We start from the raw sequence: 20,489 nt of genomic DNA, 5'->3' as shown, positions 1-20,489 counted from the left end.
TGCTTGGAACAGCGAGAACCTTAGGACGGTGTAACTACAACTGACAATCAGATGAATCGACCAATCTTTGATGGGACATATGTACTATCAAAGATACGAATTGATTACGGTATCCGGACGGTCGTATTATCCACAAATCGCTGAGAGGTTCGAAGTTGGAGCAAGCTGCGGAAATAGAGCAGATAAGCATTTTGATTGTGGACGATCATCCGGTCGTGCGGCAGGGTTTGCGCGCCATGCTGTCGAGCGAACCCGACTTCGTAGTGATGGGCATGGCCGCCTCGGCTCGAGAAGCCCTCAGCCTGCTCGAGCACAAGGAGCCCGACGTCGTTCTCATGGACCTTCGTATGCCGGAGATGGAAGGCACCGAAGCGATTGTAGAGTTACGGCGAATCAGACCGAATATCCGCATTCTTGTGCTGACGAACTACGGTTCGGATGAATACATCGTGCGAGCCACGCAGGCCGGTGCAATGGGGTACCTGCTGAAAAACACCCCGCAGGGAGAGATTGTTACGGCCGTACGCATGGTTTACCGCAGCGAACGCTATGTTCCGAAAGATATTGCACAACGGTTGTTTGAAGCGATCGGGCGTGAAGAGCTTAGCCCTCGGGAGCTCGAGGTTCTCTCTCTCGTTGCACAGGGATGCGCGAACAAGGACGTGGCGCAGCGATTGTTCATCAGCGATAAAACCGTGCGCAACCATGTTACAAGCTGCCTGCTAAAGCTCCAGGCGAAAGATCGCACCGAGGCCGTGACACGTGCGATTGAGCGCGGCCTTATTAGGATTCAGGAATAATACTTGCGCGCGGGCGACGATGGAGGAGCCCATGCAGCATAAGCCGCTGGACGAGATCAAGTCGCGGCAACGGAAAAGTCACGTCGACACGAGTTCCGACACCAGGTGCACTCAGAATTTCTAATGATCCGCCAATATCTCTGACCCGGTGGCGCATCCCGAGAATGCCGAATCCTTCCCCTTCTGGAGTCGCATCAAAACCGCGCCCGTCGTCCACGATCATCATGGTGGCAGAGCGCTTCTCATAGCGGACGGTGAATCTGATCGTCGCTGGCAGACCGTGCGTGATAGCGTTCGAGATAGCTTCTTGCCCTATGTGGAACAACACCGCGCGAATACGAAGACTAAAAGGACGAACGGTTCCCTGTTCTTCTTTGTAGACCCGGATATTCCCTCCAGAAAGCTTGTAGGTCCTTTCTGCGAGCATCCCCAGAAGATCGCCTGCTTCTTCGGGCGATGCCGCACCAAGCATTTCAATCGTATGGCTCGCATCCGCATGGCACCGGCTTACCAGGTCGGACGTCGACGCCAATTCATGCGCGATCTCCTCGCGGGAGACAGTTGCATTGCGAATGATGGATGTGCGCAGTCCCTGAATCTGATATCCGATACCAGCGAAACTTTGGGCCATGGTGTCGTGAATGTCGTGCGCAATACGTTCCCGCTCCCGCGAGATGGCATCTTTCTGCCACTGCCGAAATCGGAAGTAGGAAAGTTGTATCGAGCATGCAAGGAACACGGTGAAGAACGCAACGAATGCAAGATGCCACGGTGTCCACCATGGCGGTCCTTGAAGCACCTGCACATCATCCGACGAACGTAGAAAAATCAGAAAAGGGATGAGGTCCTGTGTATAGGCTGTGCCGAGAACGCACACGCCTCGTAAGCGCACCAGGCTGTTCACGCGCAAGCTATGCAGCGCTTGCCCGTAGCGCTCCGGGTATAACGCACGGAAAGCCTCCCCGCCTTCGGTCAAATCAAGTACCTGATATCCGTTTTCTGAATGCACTTCATGCATGAGATGCCCTTGGGTTTCAATGAAGCGGGCGTCGTAGGCACCAGAGGCGGCCTGCCATGGAGTGACTGAAAGTGGCGGGGCCGGCGTTCCGGTCGAAATGATGCGCAGTGAGCTTTGCGTGAGCTGCGCACTGTAGAGCAATGGGTGGACTTCACCCGAAACTTCGACACCCTCGCCTACGTTCACAGACGGCCCTTGCGGATGCTTGATCATCGCGCCACCGGTCGAATCTTCGATGTAGATGTCGGGTTCAGTCAACGTGACCACACCACGCACTAATACGCGTGGTGGAGCATCCCGCCGCAGTCCTGCCAGATCGCCGAGGTGCATGCTCGGCGCGCGGAGCTGCGCATCCCATTCGTGTTCCACCGGTTCGATCGGTTCATAATGGGAGAAGTGCTTCGCGTAAGTAGCTTCCGTAGTGAGCGGCTGAGGATTCCTTTCGCCCCCGGCCCGTGCGGCGATCGCATCGAGTTGTGCTTCCGTACTTTGTGCAACAAAGACATTCCGCCATTGACCTCCAGTTGACAAAGAACGCAGACCAATCCGTCCTGAGGGGACACACTTATCCTCCTGGAGTAAGAGAAACGCAGTTTGATGCGTCGAGAGATTTTCTGCGGAGGCGCCGAGCCTGCATCCATACATGACCAGTTGAAGGTGATACCAAACATGTTCATGCACGCCTCCTGGCAGCGACGCAGGCGAAACTTCGCTCCAATTGTAGTTAGAGCGGCCAGCAATAAGAGTTCCTTCGAGCGAACGAAGGCCAGCATAGTAACCGTTGTAAGCGTCCACGCCAAGATCTTCATTATTCGACCGGATCATCAGGCCAGCATCACCACCGCTTTGATCCAGACGTACATCTGCGCTTAGTGCAACATTTTTCCAGTCCAGTGAGCCGCTCATGAGCTTGGCTCCGCGTTCGTCGGAGTTGTTGTCAAATACTCCGTTGTCGAGAGCCCACACGCCGCCGTAAGACGTCCAACTATTCATTCGGTCATTACGCAGGTGATAACTGTCGCGGCCTGCGCGCACCTGTGTGATAACAGCGAGTGAGATCGAAGCTACGAGGAGAAGTGCGACCCCTATGGCCAGCAGGCCGCGGCGATGTCCTGGCTTCCTCAGTTGGCGCCCCCATTGACGGCGAGGATCCACTGAATTTCGGGTGAATCGACATTCTGTTTCGTCACCAGCTTCGGGGGGACAACAATCGTCTCGCCGGTAACGGTGCCTTTGCGACGCTGATGGATCCATTCCATGGCGTCGCGCACCATTGTTCTCGTGTCTTTTGCGATGACTGAATCAATTTCACCGGTGCGCACCCGGTAGATGATATCGAAATCCTGCTCGCATCCTATGAGCGCAACCTTGCCTTGTAGCTTTGCGCGAGAGAGAGCATCGTAGGCAGCTCGCGTCTGGATCACATTCAGTGCCACAATCGCCCGCACCCCGGGATGCGCCTCAAGTAGTTCCTCGGCTGATTCCTCTGCTTCGGTAGACCCGAACGTTGAACCCTGCTCTATGAAACGAATCCCGCGATCATACCGCTGGAGATCGTCCTTGATGGTGTTCGCTGCGACAATCGTTCCGAGAAAGTTTGGGTGAACACCGAGAATCGCAACCTCATTGTGTGTCCCCTTCAAATAGTGGGACACACGCTCTGCAGCGATGTGTCCTGTGGCGGCATTGTCGTTCAGCACAAACACCACGTCCTCCTTGGGAGAAGCGGCGAGTGGGTTATCGAGAATTGCAACGGGAATGTTTTTTTCCATGGCTGCGCGTACGGGACTGATCAAGGCGACGGCATGATCGGGCACAAGAATAATGCCAGCAACGCCCTGGTCCAGCTCCTTCTCCATGATTTGAATCTGACGGAGCAGATCATCTTCCCGGCTAGGCCCATTCCAAAAAGTGTCCCAACCCCACGTGGTTGCAATCCTCCCCGCTTCGACATGCGCTGACTCCCAAACTTCCTGCGCAGTTGTTGGTGGGATGATCGCAATCAGGGGGCGTTCTGCTCGGCGACAACCGAGAAGTCCCCAACCAACAAAAAACATCATTGCAGGGCACAGGAGTCCGCTGCGTGAGGAACCCATCATCGCGCTGATAGTATGTCATTTTTTGGATGGTGTTTGGCAGTGTCATTTTGTTGCCACCAGGCGCCTCTAACTTTGCAGTGAATTTCGGGCTTACCGTAGAGACAGCTCCCATCCCGCACCTCGTCCGGGCTGCACCTCTAGTCGGATTTATCTGCTGATCCCTGAGGTAGATAAATCCGGTAGGATGACCGGCTACCATAGCCCTCGATCAACCGAAACAAATCCGACAGGCGATTTTACTGCCGCTACTTAGGCAAGTTGAGAGAGCCTCTAAGAACCAGAGATCGACACGCATCAGCTTGGTCGGACATTCGCGCACCGTGGCCTTGTCAGCCTGATCGAGATGCTGTCCCCACAATTGGTAGATGCCAGCCCCGGAATATGGCCATGACTCTGAGCCAGAAGCATAGAAGTGCACCCGCAATCATGAATACAAAAGATGGGTAGTGCAGCACGTGTCCTGCAACTACCACGATGCCGGCAGCAAGCGCGGCGACAGCGTATAGATCAGCTCGGAGCACAGTAGGAGTCTCGTTCACGAGAACATCGCGCAACATTCCGCCGCCGATACCGGTCAACATCCCCATAATTGCCGCCATCATGGGATTAAGTCCGGCGGCCAGCGCTTTCTGCGTACCGGTGACGGCGAACAGAGCCAGGCCCGCGCCATCGAACAACAGCACAGGTCTGCGCTGCACGTCGATATTGGGATACCACAAGAACGTCACCAAACCAGCCAGGATACAGACTCCCAAATAACGCCAGTCGCGGATGCCTGCGGGTGGTATAGCGCCGATGAGCAGATCTCGGGTAATCCCGCCTGCGTTCCCCGTTGCGAAGGCAAGCACCATCAAGCCGAACATATCTAGCTTGCCCTTCACACCTGCTGCCGCTCCGCTGAGTGCGAAGACGAACGTTCCGAGCAGATCGAGCGCGACCAGGAAGGGACCCGCCAGGTGCCGTCCGTGAATCAGAATTTCGTTCACGATGCCAGCCAGGCATGCGCTGCGACGACCAGAGCCTTTACGCCTGTCTCCAGGGTTGGGTGGATCACCGGTGCGAAGCGCGGATTGTGATTGGTCGGCAGCGAGCTGATCGTGCCGTCTTTCTTGGCCTTGGCATAAGTCTCAGGATCGTCGCCGCCGAAGAACCAGTACACCGCCGGAGCGTGCCACTCGGCTCCAAAGCATCCGAAGTCCTCGCTCGCCATAGTAGGCTTCGTCTCTTCCACGGAGCCGTCTGGGAAGTGCTGACGAAACGCCTCAACGACCTTCTTTGTTGCATCGGCATCGTTTGTCACCAGCGAATACCGGTCCAATGGTGTAATCTCCGGCGGCTTTGGCGCGCCTGCGGCAGCAGCCTCTGCATTGACAATTCGTTCAATCGCCGCCAGCACATGTTTGCGGACATCCTCATCGAAGGTCCGCACATTTAACTTAATGATCGCGTCGTCGGGAATGACATTCTCTTTCGTGCCCGCCTGCAGCACGCCAATCGTCAGCACGGCAGAATCGGTCGGCGCGACTTCGCGCGAGACGATCGTCTGCAGCCTCATCACGGTCGAGGCAGCCATGACGACAGGATCGATGCTGGCCTCAGGCATCGATCCATGTGCGCCACGCCCGAACATGCGAATTTGCAGGCTGTCGGCAGCCGACGTCACAACTCCTGTGCGCCAATCGAGGCGCCCGGATGGGATGCTCATCACATGCTGGCCAAGCACGACGTCTGGTTTCGAAAACCTTTTAAAGAGCCCGTCGTCAATCATTGCCTGCGCGCCCTGTGCCGTCTCCTCGCCTGGTTGAAAGACGGCCATGAGCGTTCCGTGCCAGCTATCGCGGCTTTTGGCAAACAGCGAAGTAGCCCCCATCAAACAGGCAACGTGCATGTCGTGTCCGCATGAGTGAGCCACCGGCGTGGTCTTGCCATCAGGACCTGTCGCTGTCACTGTACTGGCATAGGGAAGGCCGGTCGCTTCCTTAATGGGCAATGCATCCATGTCAGCACGCAGCATTACGGTTGGTCCGTCCCCGTTGCGCAATATACCGACGACTCCCGTCTTCCCGATATCGGCGGTGACCTCAAAGCCGTTGTTCTTGAGATGATTCGCAGCGATTCCCGCAGTGCGCGTCTCCTGCATCGATAACTCGGGATGCGCGTGTATGTCTTTGTAGGCAGCCTCCAGCTCAGGAAGCAGCTCGTCGAGATTTAGAAGAATTTCCGTCAGCTGCTTCCGTTGCGTCATGGGTATCTCCTTCACGCGCCTAAGCATCGTTCACTATGAGAATACAGCGCGAAGAGAAGAGTAAGCGCCTTTGTATAGGTACGGCAAAACTTCTTTTTGGGAGGCCGGAGCCGCCAAGTCACCCTCGACCTTGATGAGTGCATCGGCCTGATATCGCCCACGAATGATCCCCAGGATTGCTCAACACAGAAACTAATTCGCGTGACGCTGATTGAAGAACAAACCGGCTGAAAGAGGTTGCATCCACGGCCGAGGGTCTCACTATATGAAACGAACCTAAGCTCTGAAGCGACACCTATGGCGCGTGTCCAGGTACAACGCAGTTCAGGAAGATCCAGGTTTCTGTTGAGAATTGCTTCAGGCAAAGAAGCACCTGCACCAGGAGCGCAACCCTAAAAAATGAAACGCCTGATGTCGAAGAGCTTGGCCGAAGCGTTCATATTGACACGCCTTTGTCACGCGGATTACAAGGCTCGTGGAATTTACAGAACCACAATGCTAAAGCCTTCTGACCATAAGCAGAAGGCTTAGGAGGCCCCATGTTTTCGAAACGGCGTTGGCTAGCATTTTTCGCGCTCCCCTGGCTTTTCGTTCTGCTGATTAATGCGACGGTCAGTCACGCTCAAGTGAGCTACACGACAACGTGGGTGGGAAACACGTATTCAACTATCCCCACGTATGTGGGGAATGCCATGCGGTCAATGTGGGTAGCGCCGGAGGGCGTCATCTATACCGCGTCCATGTGGGACGAAAGTCAGGGAAGCATCAACATCTACCAGAACGGCCAGAAGACAGGCTCTTTCAGCGCTCATGGAGAAGCTCAGGGTGGAGCAATCAGCGGCGATGCCACCAACCTCTTCGTCGCACTGCAATTCAATACCGGCCTCGGCGGCAGCGGCTATGTGGGCCGATATAACCGAAGCACCGGTACGCGGGATCTGACGTGGTCGGCAAGTTCGGACACGACCGAGCGGCGCACCGACGTCATCACGGGAATCGCCGACACGGGCACTCTCGTTTACGTCAGCGACCATCCCGACAACCTGGTGCGGTGCTACACAACCGCCGGGGTGTGGCAATCGGATTGGAGCCTCACGGATCCTGGCGCGATCGCGGTCGACGGATCGGGGAACATATGGGTCGCGCAGATGAACGAGGGCACGATTCAGGAATTCGCTCCATCAGGCAACATGCTGAACACCATCAATATGGGTTCCAGCACGCGTCCTTCAGCGTTGTACTATGACAGCGCCAATAACCAGTTGATGGCCGGTGACCAGGGACCGAACATGAACATTCAAATCTACGGAAATCTGTCGAGCACCCCATCCCTGGTGGGCTCCTTCGGCGTGCAGGGCGGATATCTGGACACGACTGCAGGAGTCAAGGGGCAGACCGGGAGCAAACGCTTCACGCGCATAGTCGGTATCGGGAAGGACAGCTCCGGAAACCTGTATGTCCTCAACAACCCCTGGGGAGGGACCTGGGATCTGGGCAGAAATGGGAAGACCGATCTTCACGCTTACAACAGTTCCGGCGTACTCCAGTACACGTTGCAAGCGCTGAACTTCGAAGGCAACGCCGCTTTCGACCCCGGCACGGACGGCGCCTACTTATATGGAGGTCAGGACGTCTTCAACGGCTCCGGCGGGGGAGGATACGTTGGCAACAGTGTCGATGCGCTCGACTATCCGACGGACCCGCGCGTAGACGTGACCAACAACAGCCGCGGATTTGATTTTGGCACGATGGCCAGCGTCAACGGCCATCGAATCCTCGCAGCCGCCGGCCAGAATTCCGACATCTTCTTGTTTTCCTACTTCCCCACCAATCAATATGCGTCGGTTCCCTTCGGCACCCTGCCGGGCCAGACCAGTCCGGCGGGCTATACCAACTATTTCAATACGACAGCCCGCATCCGGAATGGGTTTAGCCTCGATACGAACGGGGATATCTGGGTGGGGCTGGACAAGACCAACGCCATCACCCATTATCCGCTGACCGGCTTTGACACCAATGGCGTGCCGATCTATGGAACGCCGACAACCACGCCAACGCCGTCGACCATCGCGCCGCTGGGCGGCATCGAGTACATCCCGTCCACTGACACGATGGTCCTGATGACCGCCAATGGCACCGATTGGACCTCGCTGGGAAGCCGGGTCGAGGTGTACCACGGCTGGAAGGCGGGCAACACCACCAATCCCAACCCGGTCTTCAACCTGAAGACCACCCAAAATCCCAAGGGGCGGGCGGCTGCGGGTAATTATCTGTTCATCTCGTATGTCCATACCGTACCCGATATCGACGCCTACAACCTGACGACCGGCGCCAATGACCTGACGATGACCAGTGCCGATGCCAACGTGGCAGTGGGCAACGATGTGGATTCGATGTATGGCATTCGGGCTTACCAAACCAGCAATGGCGACTATCTGATCAGTAAGGACAATTACAACAACAACTCCATCATCATTCACAGGATGACCGTCGTGCCGACGCCGGACTTCAGCATCTCGGCAACGCCAAATTCGCAGACAGTAGCACAGGGGAGCAACACTACCTATACAACAACGATCAGCCCTTTGAATGGGTTCACCGACACGGTGAGCCCGAGCGTGAGCGGATTGCCTGCCGGAGCGACAGCTAACTTCATCGCGGCGTCGGCCGCAAACCCGAGGACTTGGGCTCTGATGGTCTCAACCGCGACGACGACTGCAGCGGGAACGTACACACTGACGATCACAGGCACCAGCGGCACCCTGTCGCATTCGACCACAGCGACGTTAGTTGTGTTGGGACCGCCAGATTTCAGCGTCACGGCAAGTCCGAGTTCTCAGACGGTGACCCAAGGCAATAGCACCACCTACACGGCGTCGATCAGTGCGCTGAGCGGCTTCACCGGCACGGTTAACCTGAGCGTCAGTGGGCTGCCAACCGGTGCGACCGCAAGCTTCAGTCCGACGTCGGCCAGTGGCTCAGGGAATTCAACACTGACGGTCTCGACAGCGTCGACAACTCCGACAGGAACGTACCCACTGACGATCACTGGCACCAGCAGCACCTTAGCTCACTCAACAACCGTGACAATGGTCGTGTCGGCACCGGACTTCAGCATCTCGGCAACGCCGAGTTCGCAGACGGTGGCACCAGGAAGCAACACTACCTATACAACGGCGATCGGTGCGCTGAACGGCTTCACCGGCACAGTTAACCTGAGTGTGAGCGGCTTGCCAACCGGGGCAACAGCAAGCTTCAACCCAACGTCGGTAGCTGGCTCGGGGAGTTCGACTCTGACGGTCTCGACAGCGTCGACAACTCCGACGGGAACATACACACTGACAGCCACAGGCACCAGCGGCAGCGTGTCGCACACAACTACAGTCACCCTGGTCGTCAATGCAGCCACAGGTGGTCTGCCGGCGGGTTGGACGGATCAAGACATTGGAAGCGTGGGCATCGCCGGCAGCGCCAGCTACAGCAATGGCACGTTCACGGTGAACGGTTCCGGAACCAGCATTAGCGGCACGGCTGATCAGTTCAACTATGCGTACCTTGCCGCAGGCACGAGCTACACAATCACGGCCCGAATGGTCAGTATGACCACTACCGACACCGGAGCGCAGGCAGGCGTGATGATTCGTGAGACACTCGGCACCGGTTCGACGATGGCCAATATTAATGTCACACCTGCGAACGGCGTCACCTGGGTCTATCGCACGGCCACCAACGGCAGCACCAGTGGCAGCAGAACCGCTGGCCTCGTGGCCCCCTATTGGGTTCGCCTCGTGCGCAACGGCAGCACTTTCACCAGCTACTTTTCGCCGGATGGGGTGAACTGGACCCAGCAGGGCACGGTTAGCATATCGATGGCGAGCAATGTCTACATCGGACTGGTCGTCAGCAGCCGGAACACCTCTCAGGTAAATACGGCAACCTTCGATAACGTGTCCGTCACCACGCCTTAACCCAACGTCGGATCAACCAAAGATGTCGCCTATAAAGACGTTGTGCGTATGAAAGAGTGCAAACCCACTGGCACAGGCTTCAGATCTGAAACGGATGATCCAGAGCGATGGAAACTAATTACTTCCGCTATGTCGATTGTGACGACGAATGCCATCGATCAGTGTCGTTCAGGCTCGCCGGTGGGTGGGATCAATGACGTTTGGACCAGATGCGCTCCGAGGGGGTGAGACCGGTCGCCTTGCGAAACATTGCGGAGAATGCCGCATGGCTGGCATAACCTAATGCGTTTGCAATTCGCGAACTGGACTGCCCTTGTGCCAGGCGAAGCTGTGCCTCCAAAAGGAGAAGCTGCGCTCTCCATTCTCTGAAACTCATGCCCGTCTCTGCCCGGAAGCGGCGCGCAAGCGTTCTGCTGCTCATGGACAACCGTGAAGCCCAATACTCCATATCCCCAGCCAATGTTGGGTTCCGCTGCATTGCATCACAGGCCCTGCGAAGTTTGGCATCCCCGGGCCACGGAAGAGATAACGGCAACGTATGGCATACGTGAAGCTCGCTGGAGATGAGTGCGGCCATCTGCGCTCCGCGGCTGGCGGGAGCGTACCACCGCGGTTCCTGCAGCATGCTGACGATAAGCTCCCGAAGCAGAGGTGATACGCTGACAGCCGCACAACTGGGCGTTGGGGCAGTCACGGTGTGGTCGAAAAAGAGCGTACGCATACGAACCGGGCCTCGCATACGAATGGAGTGGCGCGTATTCGCTGGCACCCACAGCGCGCGCGTAGGCAGCAATACCCATTTGCCTTGCCGTGTGGAGAGGACCATTGTGCCTTCGATGGCATAGAGAAGCTGTGCCTTGACGTGTTCGTGAATAGGAACATGATCGTCGGCAGCATAGTCAAAGGACAGCGCAGCAACAGGACGATCCACTCCCAGACATTCTGCAAGCATTTCGTCTGTCCTGATATCGATAGTTTCTGTCCGCATATCGCAGTTCAGCCGCCCTAAGCTTCAAGTATATGAGCGGCGAACGCAATCTGCCCACAAATTACACCCTATGGCTGATTGCGGGAGCCGCCATTATTGCGCCGTTTATGGAGGTGCTCGACACGTCCATCGCAAATGTCGCACTGCCGTATATCGCAGGCAATCTCTCTTCGTCATTGGACGAAGCAGTTTGGGTACTCACGTCGTACCTGGTTGCAAACGCCGTGGTGTTACCGGTTAGCGGTTGGATCTCAGGCCGGATGGGACGCAAGCAGTTTTACCTGCTCTCGATCCTCCTATTCACCGTGAGTTCGTTCTTTTGCGGCATTGCGCCGAGCCTGCCGATTCTTATCCTGTTCCGCGTGCTGCAGGGACTCGGCGGAGGAGGATTGCAGCCAACCACACAGGCAATCCTGGCCGATCTCTTTCCGAAGGAACGAATTGCGGCTGCGTTCACTCTCTATTCCGTCGTCATCGTGCTGGCTCCCACGCTCGGGCCGGTGCTGGGCGGTTGGCTCAGTGATCACTGGGGATGGCGCTGGATATTTTTCCTGAACATCCCGTGCGGCATTGCGGCCTACTTCCTCAATCGCGCCCTACAACCGGAGACACCGCAGGCTCACACCAAGGATGCCCCCATCGACTATCCAGGGCTTTTCGGCATCGCCTTGGGCCTCGGATGTCTGGAGTATGTGCTGGATCGCGGGGAACGCGCAGACTGGTTCTCATCGCCCGCGATTCGCACGGCAGCCGTATTGTCCTGTGTGGCGATCCTGTTCCTCGTCTTCCACGAGGTCTTCCGTGCGAAACATCCGGTGCTTCAGCTTCGCCTGCTAACGAACCGTAACTTCGCGTTGGCCAACGGAATGATCTTCTTCACATACTTCGCCCGCTACGCCAGCACGACACTGCTTCCGGAGTTTACACACGGCATGCTCGGCTATACAGCGACTGAGAGCGGGATGGTGCTTTCTCCGGGATCGTTTGTCTTGCTGTTGTTTCTGCCATTGACTACGTGGCTCATGAAGCGCATCGACAATCGCATTTTGATCGTAAGCGGATTGATGGTGACGACGCTTGCGTTCCATCAGTTGAGCCATCTCTCGCTGCAGGTCGATTACAGCACCATCGTGAAGCTTCGCATTCTTGAAAGCGCGGGTGTCGCGCTCTTTCTTACTCCCCTCAGCGTGCTGGCATTTTCTAACTTGAAATCGGGCAAGAACGATGCGGCTGCCTCGCTGTACGGCTTATTCCGGAACCTGGGCTCCGCCATCGGCATCTCTGCCGTGAACACAATGCTTGTGCGTGGCGTACAGATCCATCGAACGTACCTGGTCCAAAACCTGTCCGGATCGTCGACAGAATTAGCCGCTGCAGTTCAGGCACGGGCTTCCTACCTCGGAGCCTTTGCTGGAGATTCCCGCAGCAATGCGATGCTGCGGGCTCTCGGATGGATCCAGAATGAGGTGAATCGGCAAGCAGCTCTGCTCTGCTACGAAGACTGTTTTCGCTTGCTTATGTGGGTTTCCCTTGTGCTTTCGCCAGTGACATTCTTCTTCGTTGTCCGAGAGCGATCTGCCCCAGCTGACAAGCACTCCATGGGCACATAACTTGATCTGTTCCAGATCACCGGCATTTTCCTGCAAAGTCTGTCGCAGATCGTGCGCTCCGAAGCTCCTAGCTTTATCGTCCTCTCTCAAATGCTTCCATCTCCTGGATGCTCATGAGGAGAGCCCTGGGAACATGAAAGAACCCCTTGTAGTTATTACCCTTGCACTCACTGGATCGATTGCCTTCACGGTCGCAATAGCCGAACCATTCCCCGTACTTCGGATCCGCGAAATACTTGAACGAGTAGGTATCCAAACGTTCCAGCCATTCCAGCCAGTAGTTATCGCGCGTCAAGGTGTAGGCAAGGATGACGGCATAAAGGGCTTCCGTATGCGGCCACCACAACTTCATCGTTGACTCCAGCGCCAACACGGGACGAGCCTCGATATCCATGAAGTAGTTGAGGCCGCCATACTGTTGATCCCACCCGAACTCCAGAGAACTCGCCAGAATGCCGAGTACGTCTTTTTGCATCGATGGATCGGGAAGCCGCCGCAGAGCCAACAATAGAAACCAGGCCATCTCGATGGAGTGCCCCGGATTCACCAGGCGCCCATCCGGCGAATCGAACAGGAAGTCCCCCTTGGCACTGATCTGTTCCAGGAAGATATTTCGGGCCGGCTCGTGATGCTTCATGGCCGCTTTGATATAGCCCGCAAGCATGTCCAGGTGCTGCGGCGAATCATCGACACTCAGTATCTCCAGCACGAGCATCATCATCACCATCACATCGGCGAGCTTGCTCGTTCCTGCCTGGCCTTCAAAACCAGGACGGCCCAGCAGTCCTGGATCTGCAATCCATGTCCGAATCTTGCCAACCAGATCAATCCCGTCCTGGCGAAGATTTCCGTCGCCAACAGCTTTAGCATATTCGAGCATTCCCGCTGCGACGAAGACTGCTCCATACGGCTTCCGCTGAAAAGACGCCGGCTGACCTTCTCGCGTGAGGCTGAAATAACACCGTCCCTGAGCATCGAAGGCGTGCTGGTGAAGGAAAGACAGACCACCTGCCGCAGCGTCCAGCCACTCTTGTCTTCGCTCAACTTCGTTGTAGAGTTTGCTGAACATCCATACCGCTCGCCCCTGGAGCCAGATGTATTTTCTGGTGTCATAGATACCGCCCGTGCGATCGAGACAAGTAAAGTACCCCCCATACTCACGATCGATGGAGTGCTGAAGCCAAAATGGGATAACTGACTCGAACAGCTCCCTGCGGTAGCGCTCTATATATTGCTCGAACATGGACACTTCCTTCATCTGATTAGAAAAACGTAGCACTTAAAGACATTGCATTTGTCTAATTTTAGATATTATATTATAGATAATTAGAACTGATGGGAAAGCATGTCATGGAATCGCTGGCCTGTCCGTTACCGCTCCTGCAATGGATCTTTTCGACAAGGACATAGAAACCGCATGGAAATTCAAGGCATCATTCCCGCACTCGTAACTCCCGTCAATGACGCTGGGGAGTTTCAGCAAAAACCCTTTGAACAGTTACTGGACCGCGTCTACAGTGCCGGCGTGAACGGTGTGTACGTGTGCGGACAGACGGGAGAGGGTTTTCAACTGTCGCTCAATGATCGTCGCGCAGCCACCGAAACGGCCATAAAAAACACTCCGAAGCATGCCCAGGTCATCGTCCATGTCGGCGCGCCCACCACGGCGGATACGGTCGCGCTCGCACGCCATGCGGCCAGCAGCGGAGCTCACATGGTGAGCAGCCTGCCGCCTGCCGGAAACTATTCGTTTGAGGAGATTCGCAGCTACTACGAGGCGATTGCCCAGGCGTCCGATCTTCCCCTTCTCGTCTACTACTTCCCTTCCATGGCGCCGGCGATCCGTACCACAGAGCAGGTTCTGGAGTTGTGCGCCATTCCAAATGTCATCGGACTCAAGTTCACGGACTCCGATCTCTTCCGCATGTGGTCCATCCGCCAGACCGGCGCGGTCGTCTTCAATGGCAGCGACGAGATGCTGATCGCCGGCCTGGTAATGGGAGCAAACGGAGGGATCGGGAGCACCTACAACCTGATACCGCGCAGTTACGTTGAGCTCTACGAGCACACGTCAAATGGCCGCTGGGAAGAAGCGCGGAAGACGCAGCAGCAGATCAACGAATTTCTGCAGGCAATCCTGAAGTATCCTGTCCATCCCGTGATCAAGCAGATTCTTTCGTGGACAGGAATTGAATGCGGAAGCTGCATTCTCCCGCGCCGCGAACTCACAGGTGCGGAGCAGACAGAGTTGATGAAACGCGCCCTGGAGACAGAGCTCGGACAAACACTTCTTGCAACATCCGTGAGGTCATGAAGAGATCCTTCTATCCCTGGGCCGTTGTCGCTCTGCTATGGGTGGTAGCGGCCCTCAACTATATTGACCGGCAGGTCATCTTCGCGCTGTTTCCGTTGTTGCGTTCCGAACTGCACCTGAGCAACATGCAGCTCGGTCTCCTCGGATCTGCCTTTCTCTGGGTCTACGGCATCTGCAGCCCGCTCGGCGGATACCTGGCGGACCGCTTCAATCGTCGTGCCGTCATTCTCCTCAGCATCGGAGTCTGGTCCACGGTGACGCTGCTGGTTGGGCTTTCGCGCAGCTATCCGCAGCTTCTGGCGGCACAAGCGCTGCTCGGAATCAGTGAAGCCTGCTATTTGCCGGCTGCTCTCGCCCTTATCGCCGATTATCACGGCGAAGCGACACGCGCGCGTGCCGTGGGCCTGCATCAGAGCGGTCTCTATGCCGGGGTCGTACTCGGTGGCTGGGGAGGTGGCTGGATAGGACAGAACTATGGCTGGCATCAGGTCTTCTATGTGCTTGGCGCCTTCGGTGTCCTTTACTCGGCGATCCTCTTCTTCCAGTTGAAGGAGGCACCCGGACGCAATCAGGCAAACCAAAACTCTGCGGAAAAGCTTCCTTTCCTTCCTTCGCTGGCAGAGCTTTCCGCCAAGAGGTCTTTCTGGCTGGTTGTCTGCGCCAACTGTCTCGCTGCCATTGCGTTCTGGTGCGTTTACGGATGGATGGCGACGTTCCTCTTCGAGCGCTTTCATGTAAGTCTGACGACTGCAGGTTTCTCGTCCACGTTCTACATCCAGGCCGGATCGTTTCTGGGCATCTTCTTCGGCGGATGGCTTGCCGATAGCTGGTCCCGCTCCAGCCGCAACGCACGATACTTAACCCAAGCCATCGGATTCCTGCTGGCTGCACCTGCGCTGTTTGTGGTCGGTGTCACCGGTTCGTGGTGGACCTTGCTGGCATGCCTTGTCGTCTTCGGCCTTGGACGAGGATTCTTCGATTGCAACCTGATGCCGGTACTCTGCCAGATCGTACCCGCTCGGCTGCGGGCAACCGCATATGGCGTTCTCAACGCAACATCCTGCATCGCCGGAGGAGTGATGGCCGCAGGGGCTGGGTTTCTCAAGGATCGAATGGGGCTCGGCGCAGCACTGCAACTCTCGGCTCTCTCAATCCTTCTCGGGGCATTTTGTCTCGCCTCTCTTAAGATCGCAGGACGGCGGCAGGAACGGGCTTAGGTATTCTTGCTTTGAGCTTGCAAGTCCACTACAGATGGTCAAGTATTGATAGTTGATTATCTTGAGGTAAGCACCTCTTCCCTAGTTTTGGAGATGGAATGGTCATCAGTGAGTTTTCACCAGTTAAAAATCTAAGTAAGTCTGCCGAAGTCTTTCAAAAACTGCGTAATGCCATTTGGTCGGGAGAGCTCTTGCCGGGTACCGCCATCAAAGAAGCGCATATCGCAAAGCAGCTCAGCGTAAGCCAGGTTCCCGTTCGCGAAGCCTTGTTGCAGCTGGAGCACCTCGGACTGGTCGTACGAGTCCCGGACAGAGGCACCCACGTGACGAAGCTCACACGTGCAGAGATGGTTGAACTCATCGACGTGCGTTCGCACCTGGAAGACCTCGCATTCCGCCTCGCCGCGAAAAACATGACGCCGGAGATTGAAGCCGAACTGCGAGCAGGACTGAAGCAACTTGAGCAGCGCATCCAGGCCAGCGATCATCTGGGTGTTGCAGAAGCCGATCTCCGATTTCACGAAATTGTATGGAAGGCTTCGGGAAATACCGTCCTTGAAAAGACACTGGACCGGCTCTGCGTCTCTGTTTATGCCTTCGTCGGCCTCGAGCGCAGAGCGGCGGGAGAGAAGCTGGCAACAGTTTCCCACGAGATCCTGCTTGACACTCTTCTCAAGGGCAACCCGAAACTCATCTCGAAGGCTATTCGCGAGCATCTCAATCCGGCACTGTCCATCCCCGCAAGCGTCGCAGATTAGCTCACACCGTCACAGGCATACATGTTCGCAAATGCAAAAAGGACGCCGCTCCCAAGGAACGGCGTCCATTTTTCTGTCTCCACCTCTGCTTAGAATGAGTAACGCAAAGCGAACTGCATGATGCGTGGGTCGGCAGTTCCCGTGATTACTCCAAAGGTCGCAGGTGCCTCCATATTGACGCTGGGTGCGCTCCACTGGGTATGGTTGAAGACGTTGTAGTTCTCCCATCGGAACTCGACGGCCTGGCTTTCGCCTAATTTCGTCTCCTTGAAGAGAGAAAAATCCGAGGAGTTGATGGGAGGGGCGGTCAGCACGTTACGGCCTGAGTTCCCGATGCGCCCCGAGACGCCGCCTGCCGGGAGGACCTGGAAGGCGTTGACATCATAGAAGTGGCCGATCGAGCGCGAGCCGCGTGCGAGGTTGCCATTTCCGACGCGGTCCGGACGAGCGATACAGGCGGTGGCACAGATTCCCTCACGCGACAGGTTCATCGTCGGGGTCTGCGGCAGGCCAGTCTGGTACTGGGTGATGCCACGAACTCCCCACCCGCTGATGAGTTTGTTCGTAAAACTGTTCACGTTATGGAACAGCGCTGCGCCGTGGCCGAAGGGCAGCTGGTAGGTGTAAGAGACAGTAAATCGGTTGGTCGCGTTGAAGTCTGAGGGACCGTAGGCCGTACGGTGATCGAGGGGATTGGACCACTGTCCGGACTGCTCCAGCTGCGACCCCTGATCAAGGGACTTGGCATAGGTATACGCCGCCATGTAGCTGAGGCCCTTGAAGGCGCGTTGCTCCAGCTTGATGGAGGCTCCGTTATAGTTGGCCGCAGCCCAGGTCGCAAAGTTTTGGATGCGTGCGTACTGGGGATACGGAAGCAATGTCTGCACATTTCCGGGACCGGGTGCGCGGAAGTTCGTATTGTCGAAGCCGAATAAGTGGTCGTCTTTGCTCCCCTGATAGGTGAGGTCGAGAGTGAGGTTGTGCCCCAGGTCGCGCTGCGTGTTGATGTTCCATTCCTGAATCATCGCGTAGGGAAGGCTGCGGGAGAGGACCGGGAAGACCGTGAGAGCAGCATTCTTCAGAGCCGCCTGTGCGCTGCTGGCGCCCTCAGGGTTCCAGCCGTAGTTGGGCGTGGTGGGATTGGCTGTCCAGGTGGGACGCAGCGTGTCCGGAGCAAAGTCGTTGGACGATGCCAGGCTGCTGACCCCCGGTGATGCGTAGTAGATACCATAGCCGCCGTGGACGACCGTCTTGTCATTGACCGAGTAAGCGAAGCCGAAGCGAGGCGAGACGTTGTTGGTATCGGAATCATACGGAGCGCTGTGGTTGGTGACGACGCTGTAGAGCACATCCGGCCGGATATCTGCCGAGAAGGATTGAATCAGCGGCAATGACGTGCATTGGCTGGAGACAAGCTGAATGGCTTGCGATCCTTGAAGCGTCATCCCAAGGCCGCAATGATCGGACTGTCGAAGCGCCGACTCAACCTCGTAGCGTATTCCAAGATTGAGGGTGAGGCGCTTGGAGATCTTCCAGTCGTCCTGCGCAAAGCTGGAGAGGTACCAGACCCATGAATTCCAGTTCGTCGCCTTCGCCGTCTTGTTGACCGCCGAGGCGTCTCCCAGCAGGAAGTCGGCAAAATTATTTCCGGTATAGGAGTTTGCGAAGGTCCAGCTGCCATTGGCTCCGGTGTAGAACATGTCGGTCTGGATCTTCTGCAGATCACCGCCGAACTTGAAGGTGTGCTTGCCGTGTGTCCACACAACGCTCTCCAGCATCTGGTAAGCGTTCATGGTGCGATAGCTGGGGGTGACATCGCTGGGAGCGAGCAGGCCGGGAATACTGATCGAAGGAACGCCCCAGAAGAGCGGTTCCGTCGCCGAAAGCGTGTTCGTGATTCCTGAGGTGGTGATGAAGTCCTGGCGATAGGAGTTGAGTGTGCCGAGAGTATTCTGATACCGCGTGTAGCCTACGCTGAAGCTATTGACGAGATTCGGCGTAAGGATGTGGTTCCACTGGAGGCCAATGCTCTGTGCCTTCAGGTTAATCTGCTTGCCTCCTGAGTACGCCGGCAGCGGGAGAGTAGGAGAGGTTGTTGTGACTTCCTTGTCGAACAGATAACGGCCAAACATGGTGTCGTTTGGACCCATGTTGTAATCCACACGCGCGACCGCACTGTCATAAGCAAGATGTCCGCTGGGAACATTATTGAAGATAAAGTTGACTGCTGAAATTGGCACTGCTGTTGGGATCGGGGAAGAGTTGCAGCAGCTTCGCCGAGATGGGATCGATCCGGCCCGTTGGAATGGTGTTATTCGCGAAGGGCTGAAAGTTGTTTTGAGGATCAAGAATAGGAGTGCTGAAGACTCCGTTTTTCTGCGCGACGGTCGGCACCAGCCCGGTGGGCGGATTGCCTGTGGACGCCTGGCGGAGACCTTCATAGTTGCCAAAGAAGAAGAGCTTCTGATGCAGGACGGGGCCGCCGAGGGAACCGCCATACTGGTTGCGCTTCAGCGGGCTCTTGATGGAAGCGAAGTAGGGCTTCGCATCGAAGATGTCGTTGCGAATAAATTCGTAGACAGAGCCGTGATACTGGTTCGTGCCGCCGCGCGTGACGACGTTGATGACAGACCCGCCACCACGGCCGAACTCCGCAGGAGCAAGACCCGTCTGCACACGGAACTCACCAACACCGTCAACGGGAGGTGAGACGGCGAAGCTGTCCCGACCGGTTTCGCGGTTGGCGAGGCCGTCAATCTGATAATTGTTCTGCTCAGGACGCTGGCCTGCACCAGCCGGCATGGAGACGTTGCGCGGCACCTCAGTTGAACGAAAATCGTTCGCCGCAGGAACTGCCATCGGAGCCAGATAGATCAGCTGCATGAACTGCCGGACGTTCAAAGGTAAATTGTTGATCTGTTCGCCCTTGATGGCAGTTCCAGCATCGGAGGTCTCCGTATTGAGCGTTGAACCGCCCTGCGCATCTACGTTGACGACCTGGGTTGCCTCTCCCGGAGTCAGCGCGAAGTTGACCGTGCCGGTCGAGAGAATCTCGATGCGAACGTTGTCGACCTTCCTCGTGGCGAATCCTGTTTTTTCCGCCGTAACGGAGTAGAACCCGATGGGGACCAGCGTGAACTTATATTCGCCATCACGATTGCTTTGAAGCTGCCGAGTATAGCCGGTCTGCGGTGACGTGAGCCTGACGGCCACCTCGGGGATCACGGCTCCGGATGAATCTGTCACGGTGCCAGTGATAGTGCCAGTTGTGTCCTGCGCCCAGAGAGATCCGGCGAACAGGCTCGTGAACATGATGAGAAATAAAAAAAGTCTGCGTCGGTGCATAGGGCCTCTGCTTTTTTTGAAGGGTGAGAGGAGAATAATTAACAAAACAGATATTGTCTATAACATTTTATTGATAATATCCTGCACGCAAACGAACCGTGCTATCTCCTTGAGAGACATACATAAA

14 protein-coding genes are annotated in these 20,489 nt (G+C 56.3%); 6 read left to right on the top strand and 8 right to left on the bottom strand.

Going from position 1 to position 20,489, the window contains the following annotated elements; all coding sequences use genetic code 11:
- The first annotated feature begins 155 nt into the window (after window positions 1–155).
- A complete protein-coding gene (locus tag PW789_RS16790) occupies window positions 156–800 on the top strand; it encodes a response regulator transcription factor (protein WP_299378719.1) in 645 nt (214 codons plus the stop codon).
- On the opposite strand, the gene PW789_RS16785 is transcribed toward PW789_RS16790, so the two are convergent.
- The 4 genes from PW789_RS16785 to PW789_RS16770 all read right to left on the bottom strand — a co-directional run bounded on the left by PW789_RS16785 (window position 784) and on the right by PW789_RS16770 (window position 6,162).
- The gene (locus PW789_RS16785; RefSeq protein ID WP_367182580.1) at window positions 784–2,724 is read right to left on the bottom strand and encodes a sensor histidine kinase; all 1,941 of its coding nucleotides are present in this window, start codon (window positions 2,722–2,724) and stop codon (window positions 784–786) included. The genes PW789_RS16790 and PW789_RS16785 overlap by 17 nt on opposite strands.
- A 215-nt stretch (window positions 2,725–2,939) precedes the next feature.
- On the bottom strand, window positions 2,940–3,875 hold the full coding sequence (locus PW789_RS16780; RefSeq protein ID WP_299378869.1) for a substrate-binding domain-containing protein: 936 nt from the start codon (window positions 3,873–3,875) through the stop codon (window positions 2,940–2,942).
- 371 nt (window positions 3,876–4,246) lie between these two features.
- Window positions 4,247–4,903: a trimeric intracellular cation channel family protein gene (locus PW789_RS16775; RefSeq protein ID WP_299378714.1), complete on the bottom strand. Its 657-nt coding sequence runs from the start codon at window positions 4,901–4,903 to the stop codon at window positions 4,247–4,249.
- Complete coding sequence (locus PW789_RS16770; protein ID WP_299378712.1) at window positions 4,900–6,162, bottom strand: M20 family metallopeptidase; 1,263 nt, start codon at window positions 6,160–6,162, stop codon at window positions 4,900–4,902. The genes PW789_RS16775 and PW789_RS16770 overlap by 4 nt, the downstream gene beginning before the upstream one ends.
- Before the next feature lie 539 nt (window positions 6,163–6,701).
- On the opposite strand from PW789_RS16770, the gene PW789_RS16765 reads away from it, so the two are divergent.
- Window positions 6,702–10,130, top strand: a complete 3,429-nt coding sequence (locus tag PW789_RS16765) for an SMP-30/gluconolactonase/LRE family protein (protein WP_299378710.1) — start codon at window positions 6,702–6,704, stop codon at window positions 10,128–10,130.
- A gap of 190 nt (window positions 10,131–10,320) precedes the next feature.
- On the opposite strand, the gene PW789_RS16760 is transcribed toward PW789_RS16765, so the two are convergent.
- Window positions 10,321–11,061: a helix-turn-helix transcriptional regulator gene (locus PW789_RS16760; RefSeq protein WP_299378708.1), complete on the bottom strand. Its 741-nt coding sequence runs from the start codon at window positions 11,059–11,061 to the stop codon at window positions 10,321–10,323.
- Between the two features lie 89 nt (window positions 11,062–11,150).
- On the opposite strand from PW789_RS16760, the gene PW789_RS16755 reads away from it, so the two are divergent.
- Window positions 11,151–12,728 carry a DHA2 family efflux MFS transporter permease subunit gene (locus PW789_RS16755; protein ID WP_299378707.1) on the top strand — a complete coding sequence of 526 codons (1,578 nt, stop codon included), beginning with the start codon at window positions 11,151–11,153 and terminating at the stop codon, window positions 12,726–12,728.
- A gap of 73 nt (window positions 12,729–12,801) precedes the next feature.
- Here the strand turns inward: PW789_RS16755 and PW789_RS16750 are convergent, their stop codons facing one another.
- Window positions 12,802–13,971 (bottom strand): AGE family epimerase/isomerase, encoded by a 1,170-nt coding sequence (locus tag PW789_RS16750; RefSeq protein WP_299378705.1) that lies wholly within the window; start codon window positions 13,969–13,971, stop codon window positions 12,802–12,804.
- A 174-nt stretch (window positions 13,972–14,145) separates the two neighbouring features.
- Between PW789_RS16750 and PW789_RS16745 the strand changes: the two genes are divergently transcribed.
- From PW789_RS16745 to PW789_RS16735, 3 genes are all read left to right on the top strand, one after another.
- The gene (locus PW789_RS16745) at window positions 14,146–15,042 is read left to right on the top strand and encodes a dihydrodipicolinate synthase family protein (protein WP_299378703.1); all 897 of its coding nucleotides are present in this window, start codon (window positions 14,146–14,148) and stop codon (window positions 15,040–15,042) included.
- On the top strand, window positions 15,039–16,259 hold the full coding sequence (locus PW789_RS16740; protein WP_299378701.1) for an MFS transporter: 1,221 nt from the start codon (window positions 15,039–15,041) through the stop codon (window positions 16,257–16,259). Before PW789_RS16745 ends, PW789_RS16740 begins: the two co-directional genes overlap by 4 nt.
- Window positions 16,260–16,357: 98 nt before the next feature.
- Window positions 16,358–17,017 carry a GntR family transcriptional regulator gene (locus tag PW789_RS16735; protein ID WP_299378699.1) on the top strand — a complete coding sequence of 220 codons (660 nt, stop codon included), beginning with the start codon at window positions 16,358–16,360 and terminating at the stop codon, window positions 17,015–17,017.
- A gap of 89 nt (window positions 17,018–17,106) precedes the next feature.
- Here the strand turns inward: PW789_RS16735 and PW789_RS16730 are convergent, their stop codons facing one another.
- Window positions 17,107–19,257 carry a TonB-dependent receptor gene (locus tag PW789_RS16730; protein WP_299378697.1) on the bottom strand — a complete coding sequence of 717 codons (2,151 nt, stop codon included), beginning with the start codon at window positions 19,255–19,257 and terminating at the stop codon, window positions 17,107–17,109.
- Window positions 19,223–20,362 (bottom strand): carboxypeptidase-like regulatory domain-containing protein, encoded by a 1,140-nt coding sequence (locus tag PW789_RS16725; protein WP_299378695.1) that lies wholly within the window; start codon window positions 20,360–20,362, stop codon window positions 19,223–19,225. Before PW789_RS16725 ends, PW789_RS16730 begins: the two co-directional genes overlap by 35 nt.
- Window positions 20,363–20,489 lie beyond the last annotated feature (127 nt).

It is taken from the genome of Edaphobacter sp., from assembly GCF_028283685.1.
Taxonomy (GTDB): domain Bacteria; phylum Acidobacteriota; class Terriglobia; order Terriglobales; family Acidobacteriaceae; genus Edaphobacter.
The sequence above is the reverse complement of the archived record's forward strand: the minus strand, read 5'-3'. Positions and strand labels throughout refer to the sequence as shown.

Coding starts and splice junctions, on each gene's coding strand:
- PW789_RS16770 (WP_299378712.1), bottom strand. CDS start 6,162: ATGACGCAACGGAAGCAGCTGACGGAAATTCTTCTAAATCTCGACGAG.
- PW789_RS16725 (WP_299378695.1), bottom strand. CDS start 20,362: ATGCACCGACGCAGACTTTTTTTATTTCTCATCATGTTCACGAGCCTG.
- PW789_RS16780 (WP_299378869.1), bottom strand. CDS start 3,875: ATGTTTTTTGTTGGTTGGGGACTTCTCGGTTGTCGCCGAGCAGAACGC.
- PW789_RS16765 (WP_299378710.1), top strand. CDS start 6,702: ATGTTTTCGAAACGGCGTTGGCTAGCATTTTTCGCGCTCCCCTGGCTT.
- PW789_RS16750 (WP_299378705.1), bottom strand. CDS start 13,971: ATGTTCGAGCAATATATAGAGCGCTACCGCAGGGAGCTGTTCGAGTCA.
- PW789_RS16735 (WP_299378699.1), top strand. CDS start 16,358: ATGGTCATCAGTGAGTTTTCACCAGTTAAAAATCTAAGTAAGTCTGCC.
- PW789_RS16785 (WP_367182580.1), bottom strand. CDS start 2,724: ATGAGCGGCTCACTGGACTGGAAAAATGTTGCACTAAGCGCAGATGTA.
- PW789_RS16745 (WP_299378703.1), top strand. CDS start 14,146: ATGGAAATTCAAGGCATCATTCCCGCACTCGTAACTCCCGTCAATGAC.
- PW789_RS16740 (WP_299378701.1), top strand. CDS start 15,039: ATGAAGAGATCCTTCTATCCCTGGGCCGTTGTCGCTCTGCTATGGGTG.
- PW789_RS16755 (WP_299378707.1), top strand. CDS start 11,151: ATGAGCGGCGAACGCAATCTGCCCACAAATTACACCCTATGGCTGATT.